Annotated in this window: 9 protein-coding genes; 5 read left to right on the top strand and 4 right to left on the bottom strand. The window is 26.8% G+C overall.

The window, feature by feature from the left end:
- Positions 1-112: 112 nt before the first annotated feature.
- On the bottom strand, positions 113-670 hold the full coding sequence (locus KGF50_RS19550) for a TetR/AcrR family transcriptional regulator (protein WP_227849607.1): 558 nt from the start codon (positions 668-670) through the stop codon (positions 113-115).
- 260 nt (positions 671-930) lie between these two features.
- Here KGF50_RS19550 and KGF50_RS19545 point away from each other — a divergent pair, with 260 nt between their 5' ends.
- The gene (locus KGF50_RS19545; protein WP_227849606.1) at positions 931-1,629 is read left to right on the top strand and encodes an alpha/beta hydrolase; all 699 of its coding nucleotides are present in this window, start codon (positions 931-933) and stop codon (positions 1,627-1,629) included.
- A 388-nt stretch (positions 1,630-2,017) separates the two neighbouring features.
- On the opposite strand, the gene KGF50_RS19540 is transcribed toward KGF50_RS19545, so the two are convergent.
- Complete coding sequence (locus KGF50_RS19540; RefSeq protein WP_227849605.1) at positions 2,018-2,506, bottom strand: DUF2975 domain-containing protein; 489 nt, start codon at positions 2,504-2,506, stop codon at positions 2,018-2,020.
- Positions 2,507-2,645: 139 nt separating this feature from the next.
- Here KGF50_RS19540 and KGF50_RS19535 point away from each other — a divergent pair, with 139 nt between their 5' ends.
- Positions 2,646-3,113 (top strand): DUF2975 domain-containing protein, encoded by a 468-nt coding sequence (locus tag KGF50_RS19535; RefSeq protein ID WP_227849604.1) that lies wholly within the window; start codon positions 2,646-2,648, stop codon positions 3,111-3,113.
- Positions 3,114-3,123: 10 nt separating this feature from the next.
- On the top strand, positions 3,124-3,333 hold the full coding sequence (locus KGF50_RS19530; protein WP_227849603.1) for a helix-turn-helix domain-containing protein: 210 nt from the start codon (positions 3,124-3,126) through the stop codon (positions 3,331-3,333).
- Between the two features lie 48 nt (positions 3,334-3,381).
- Here the strand turns inward: KGF50_RS19530 and hcp are convergent, their stop codons facing one another.
- Positions 3,382-5,040 (bottom strand): hydroxylamine reductase, encoded by a 1,659-nt coding sequence (gene hcp, locus KGF50_RS19525; protein WP_227849602.1) that lies wholly within the window; start codon positions 5,038-5,040, stop codon positions 3,382-3,384.
- A gap of 162 nt (positions 5,041-5,202) precedes the next feature.
- On the opposite strand from hcp, the gene KGF50_RS19520 reads away from it, so the two are divergent.
- On the top strand, positions 5,203-5,379 hold the full coding sequence (locus KGF50_RS19520; protein ID WP_227849601.1) for a hypothetical protein: 177 nt from the start codon (positions 5,203-5,205) through the stop codon (positions 5,377-5,379).
- 226 nt (positions 5,380-5,605) lie between these two features.
- Positions 5,606-5,806 (top strand): cold-shock protein, encoded by a 201-nt coding sequence (locus KGF50_RS19515; RefSeq protein WP_227849600.1) that lies wholly within the window; start codon positions 5,606-5,608, stop codon positions 5,804-5,806.
- Between the two features lie 185 nt (positions 5,807-5,991).
- On the opposite strand, the gene KGF50_RS19510 is transcribed toward KGF50_RS19515, so the two are convergent.
- Entirely contained in the window at positions 5,992-6,864 is an 873-nt protein-coding gene (locus tag KGF50_RS19510; RefSeq protein WP_227435034.1) for a MurR/RpiR family transcriptional regulator, read from the bottom strand.
- Positions 6,865-6,990 lie beyond the last annotated feature (126 nt).

Genomic DNA, 6,990 nt, shown 5'->3' with positions numbered 1-6,990 from the left:
ATGTTATATATAAATAATAAGTTTTTTTTAGTATTCCTTTGTTATAACTTATTGATATATATGTAATGTTGAATATTACTTTTATCATTTACATTAATATTTAGTGATATACTTAGTCATACTTTTCATGAATACCTAATAGTACAGTATCAATAGCATTAGATAGACCTTTTATAGCTTCTTCTGAATTTAAAAGAGCTTTTCCAAGTTGCAAAGTTGAATATCCATGAATCACACTCATCAACAGATTTAATACTTCATCTATATTCTTTGTTCTTAAATTACAGGAAAGAATAAGTTTTTCTAATAGCGATTTATATTCTTCAAATATCTCTGATGTTTCGTTGTTTCCATGCCAAGTAGCCCATTGAATTGTTTCATAAATCCCAGGATGAGCAATTATAAAGTTAAAATATGCAATACTTACAGACTTTATAGCTGTATCTCCTGAATTACCAATAGCAACTTTCTCCATCTGTTTATTCATATTCCTCATCCCATTATGAGCAACCTCTCTCAATAAATCATCTAAGCTCTCTATATGATTATATAAAGATGGTGTACGTATACTTAATTTTTCTGCAATAGCTTTTAAAGAAAGCTTGTTAAGCCCATCTTTATCGGCTATATCAGATGCTACCTGTATTACTATATCTCTACTAACACGCATGATTATACCTCTCTCAACTAAAATTAATTACTTTATTAGTTTAACTAATCTAATTAGCTTCGTCAATAATTAAGACTTATAAAAACAATTTATATTAAATGTAATATTGACAATTTTATTTTAGTTTAATATAATACTAATTGCATTAGTATTATAACTAATTAAATTAGTATTATATTGAATTAGAATATTACAGTGTAATTTTATAGTTTAATAAATATAGTAATAGCTACTATATCTTAAACTGAGGGGAGATTTTTATGAGAAAGAAACATTTTCAAATTCATGGAATTCCTTCAATTCTTTGGGGAAATCCTTCAAACAAATTATATCTTTACATACATGGACAATGTGGTTATAAAGAAGAAGCCGAAACTTTTGCTAATATCGCTGTTAATCATGGATGGCAGGTTTTAAGTATTGATTTACCTAAACATGGAGAACGTAAGGAAGAAAACATTTCGTTTGACCCATGGAATGTTGTTCCAGAGCTATTAACTATAATGAAATATACAAAATCTAATTGGAATCAAATTGCATTATATGCAAATAGTATTGGTGCATGGTTTAGTATGTTAAGTTTTGAAAATGAGAATTTTGAAGAATGTGTTTTTGTATCTCCAATTCTGGATATGCAACAACTTATTTCTAATATGATGCTTTGGGCAAATGTATCAGAAGAACAACTTAAACATGAACTAATTATTCCAACTTCATTTGGTCATACACTTTCATGGGAATATCTGCAATATGTTAAAAAACATCCTATTACTAAATGGAATACTCCAACAAGAATATTATATGGTAAACGCGACGAACTTACAGAACTAAGTGTGGTAGAGAAATTTACACACCATTTTAATTGTAATTTGACAGTTATAGAAAACGGCGAGCATTGGTTTAATACACCAGAGCAATTAAAAGTATTAAATGAATGGTCAAGTACTTTATTTGAGTGAAGATAATTTCATTATTACTGTTTATACCTAAATTAGAATAATTATTCTATCAATTCACTTTATCTTAGTATCATTAAAATAAGCAAGTAATCAATAAATTAATTATTATAAAAGACACTTTTAAAGCTCTTAAAACAGAAAAAAGTATTTTATACTCAAATTAACATAAAAAGAAAAAAGAGTGATATAACATTAAATCATTATGTCACTCTTCTTTCTTTCTACATTGTATAATTTTAATTTGTTTTTACTAATAAGCTATAATTATCTACAAAACCTAATCTCTTATGTATTATTAATATCTTTTACGGCTATAGTATTAGGTAAAGTTAAATCTAATAAAATCAACCTAAAATATTTTTAATAAACATATTAATGTTTAAATTTATTATATTGTTTTATCATTCTCATCTTTTATTTCAATAACTTTATTGAATAAAATTGATAAAACTAAAGCTAGAAATCCTATTGCTAACGAAATAAATGATACTATAACTACAGGTATTATAGTAATTGCATATAAGTATATATCATAACAATAATATAATATTATCACTACAAAGTTGAATATAAAAATTTCACTAAATGCACATATGGATATCTTTTTTAAGTTTTTGGGTATTTCTTCTGAAAATGGATTATTTATTGCCACTAGCTTACATAATCTTTTTAACATAAACAATGATACAATATATGGAATAGCACATATATATATGGCTATTGACATTATAGTTGGCATATTTGTATTTGTAATTCCCAGACCACTTTTAAAATACGCTGTCAGTACTAATGGTGTTAAAATAAGCGATAATAAAGTCAAAATTATTCCAACTAGTACAATATTATTCAATATTTTAGAACTTATATTCTTTTTCATATAAACTTACCACCTTAATCTTCTTATTTATATATATATTATAATATTTTTATATCCTGTGTCAATAATTTATTATTGAAAAACAATAAATTCTATATTATAATCAATAATATACATTATATTAAGGAGATGATATTTAATGATTACAAGACTTTTCAACAACATTCTATCAGTATTTTTATACTTTATACTAGTAATTTTAAGTATATCTGGTATACTACTCATGTGTATGATACCTATGTTTTTATATGATTTTAACTTTGAAAAATTATTTATTTTAGTTGTTAGAATAATGTATTTTTCTAACTATTTTATAGTTATCTTATGCCTAACTTTTATAATTAACAGCACTAAATACTCACCTTTCATACTTGAAAATGTAAAGAGGTTTAAAATAATGGGATATTGCTTATTGATAAATACTATAATTGAATGTATAAATGGTTATAGTTTGAATACCAGTAATATAAGAGTTTTTGGAACTGATAGTGGAGGACTTTCACCACTTATGGTCATCTCTTTTATATTTGCACTAATGTGTTTTGTAATTGCTGAAACATTTAATAAAGCTATAAGAATAAAAGAAGATAATGATTTAACGATATAGGGGTGATATTATGGCAATTATAGTTAATCTAGATGTAATGATGGCAAAAAGAAAAATATCACTTAAAGATTTGGCTGAAAAAATAGATATTACAAATGCTAATTTATCAATTTTAAAAACTGGTAAAGCAAAAGCTGTTAGATTTAATACTCTAAATGAAATTTGTAAAGCTTTAGACTGCCAACCAGGTGATATACTTGAATATGTAGAAGATGATTAAGAAAAGAGTGTCTAAAACACTCTTTTTGATTATCACCCATAGTCTTTATTATTTTACTGGAACATTTAGACATGTTGCCAAATCTTTTTCAGGTGTACTGATAGGTATTAAATTAAATGTATCAACTAAATATTGTAATACATTTGGACTTATAAATGCTGGTAAACTTGGCCCTAAATAAATATTTTTTATATCTAGTGATAATAATGCTAATAAATCTGCTACAGCTTTTTGCTCATACCATGATAATATTATTGAAAGAGGAAGACTATTCACATCTGTATCAAATGCATCAGCCAAAGCTAAAGCTATTCTTACTGCTGAATAAGCATCATTACATTGACCAACATCTAGCAACCTAGGAAACCCAGCTACTTCTCCAAAGTTTAACTTATTAAATCTATATTTTCCGCATGCAAGTGTTAGAATTATACAATCTTTAGGAACTTGTTTAGCAAACTCGGTATAGTAATTTCTTCCAGGTCTTGCACCATCGCATCCTCCAATAAGGAAGAAATGTCTTATCTGTCCAGATTTAACTGCATCTACTATTGCAGGTGCATTACTTAATGTAGCATTATGTCCAAATCCTACTAATATTTCATATGGTTCTTCACTTTCTTCAAATCCACCAAGTTCTAGCGCTTTATTTATTATTTCACTAAAATCTTTTTCTCCATTTTCATTTTTACCTATATATTTTACACCATCCCATCCAACGACACTAGTTGTAAAAATTCTATCTTTATAAGAATCTCTCGGTTTCATTAAGCAATTTGTTGTCATTAGTATACATCCTGGTATAGAGTCAAATTCCTTCTGTTGGTCTTGCCATGCTCCTCCAAAGTTACCTACTAAATGAGTATATTTATTTAATTCTGGATATCCATGACAAGGAATCATTTCTCCATGAGTATATATATTTATTCCTTTTCCTTCTGTTTGTTTAAGTAACATTTCTAAATCTTTTAAATCATGTCCTGAAACTATTATAAAAGGTCCTTTTTTTATTTTTACATTTACCTTATGAGGTTCTGGATTTTTATAAATAGTAGTATTAGCTTCATCTAGTTTTTGCATTACAGCAACACTCATATCACCTGTCTTAAGAGTTAATGTTATTAAGTTCTCTAAAGAAATATCATCATCTGTAATTGCTGATAGTGCTCTAAAGTAAAATTCATCTACTTGATTATTATAATATCCAAGCTCTCTAGCCTGATGCCCATAAGCACTTATTCCTTTTAATCCATAAAGTATTGTCATTCTTAGTGAACGTATATCAGGATTTAAACTTTCATCAAACATTATTCCAGCTCTTTTAGCATCTTCTAGCATTTGGCTTCTTGTTTCACTTAAATTATATTCAGTATATTCATTGTTTACAAGAGGTTCTTTAATTTTTTCTCTTAATCTCTGCTTTATTTCTTGTGATTTTCGTAGCATATTTTCATGTACATCACCATCAAAATTGACATTTGTTAAAGTTGTAAATAGACTATTTTCTACAAAAGAAACTATATCTTTATCTATTTTTTCTCCATTATCTAACAGAACTTTAGCATAACAACTTATACCTTTTAATTGATAGATTAATAAATCTTGAAGTGCTGCTATTTCTGGTGTTTTACCACAAACCCCTATTTTTGTACATCCTTTTCCACCAACAGTTTGTTCGCATTGATAACAAAACATTGAATTCTCCATATATTTATACCTCCTCTTTATCTTGTTACATAGTTTACCCATATATGTTATATATTATAAAAATAGTAAATTAAAATTGTATATTCAAATGTATGTCAGCCAGTTGCCAAAAAGATATTTTCTTTTTGTTTTTATGAAAGTTTTTTAGGGGGATAATAGTATATGTTTAGAGATAAAATGGATAGATGTACACATATGTTAACTGCTTATATTGGCAGTTCATATAATTATTGTGATTTTATAGATACACAGTTAGATGATTTTATACTAGAGTACGGAGAAAATGTGGTAGAATCTTGTCTACATCAAGTAATGGTATTGGTAAGTAAGTATAATTAAGTAGGCTTTATTTTCTAGAAAACCCTTTTTAGTTTTATCTACTTTTGCATTAATATATATTAATACAAAACTCTTAAAAATATATTTAAGATTAATAATAATCAAAGATGTTAACTAAAAAATATAATTAAATAGACATTTCTATTATTCTATGATATAATAGTATTTGTGGTAATACACAATTAAATCAAGTATATCTTGATATAGGTTAATAGGAGTATTTTTAATGAATAATGGAATAGTGAAATGGTTTAATAACGAAAAAGGATTTGGGTTTATATCAATAGAAGGTGGAGATGATGTATTTGCTCATTTCTCAGCTATACAAACTTCAGGATTTAAATCATTAGAAGAAGGTCAAAAAGTAAGCTTTGATATAGTTAAAGGCGCTAGAGGTCCTCAAGCAGAAAATATAACTATATTATAATATATAGATTTTTCGGAAAAGACCCTTTTTAGGGTTTTTTTTTATTGATAATTTAAGCAAAATCTTATTTAAATAAAAAAACTGACTGTCAGTTAAATGTCAGTCAGTTTTTTATAGTATTTTTACTCAAACACCGCTAGACTTGAGCCTTCTAATAGTTAATAATACTTATTTATATACAATCTTTACTCATATACAGAATATCTCTTCCAGATTTGCTCTAAGTCATCGAAGTGCTGTTTAATATCTTCTTTCTCTTTCATACCAACAGATATGGCAAGAGCATTTGAAATACTAAGTGCTGGAACTAGTGAATCTACAAATGAAGCCATATTACTCTTAACCAAAAGAGTATTGTCTGCAAGTGCTGCCACTGGCGCAAATAAACTATCTGTTAACGAAATTACATGTGCCCCTTTTTCCTTAGCATAGTTGACAATTTGATAAGATTTTTTTGAATAACGTGGGAAACTAATTGCAACTATAACATCTTCTTCGTTTATTCTTACAATCTGTTCAAAAGCATCTCCCATATCCATTCTAATTATATGGACATTATCAAGTATTATATCTAAGTAAAAACCTAGGTATTGAGCTACTACAAAAGAGCTTCTCATACCAAGTATATATATTTTTCTTGCTTTTAAAAGTTTATTAGAAGCTTCTTTAAATGCTTTTTCGTCAATTTCTTCTAATGTTGATCTTATATTATCTATATCACTCTTTAAAACTTTGTTCAATATTGCAAAATCATCGGAATAATCATGTGCCATTTCAACTCTTTGTACTGTAGTTAATTTATTTTTTATGAGTTCTTGAAGTGCAGCTTGTAATTTTGGATACCCACTATAGCCTAGAGCATTTGCAAATCTTACAACAGTAGATTCACTTACACCTACAGTTTCACCTAATTTGCATGCAGTCATGAATGCAACCTTGTCATAATTATTTAAAATATATTGTGCTATAAGTTTTTGACCCTTACTTAATCTCGTATATTGAGATTGTATATTTGATATCAAATGTTTACTATCTTTCATTTCATTTGTTTCTTCCATCTTTTTCTCCTTTTAGTTATCTAAACTATTTTCTTTTTGTCACTACTACTGTTTTTCTAAAAATTTTATTATTTTAGTTTTTATCTTAACTTCTTAAACTCATAAAATTCTAACTTTTCTGTACCT

Source organism: Clostridioides sp. ZZV15-6598, from assembly GCF_020657705.1.
GTDB classification, from domain to species: Bacteria; Bacillota; Clostridia; order Peptostreptococcales; family Peptostreptococcaceae; genus Clostridioides; species Clostridioides difficile_F.
The sequence above is the reverse complement of the archived record's forward strand: the minus strand, read 5'-3'. Positions and strand labels throughout refer to the sequence as shown.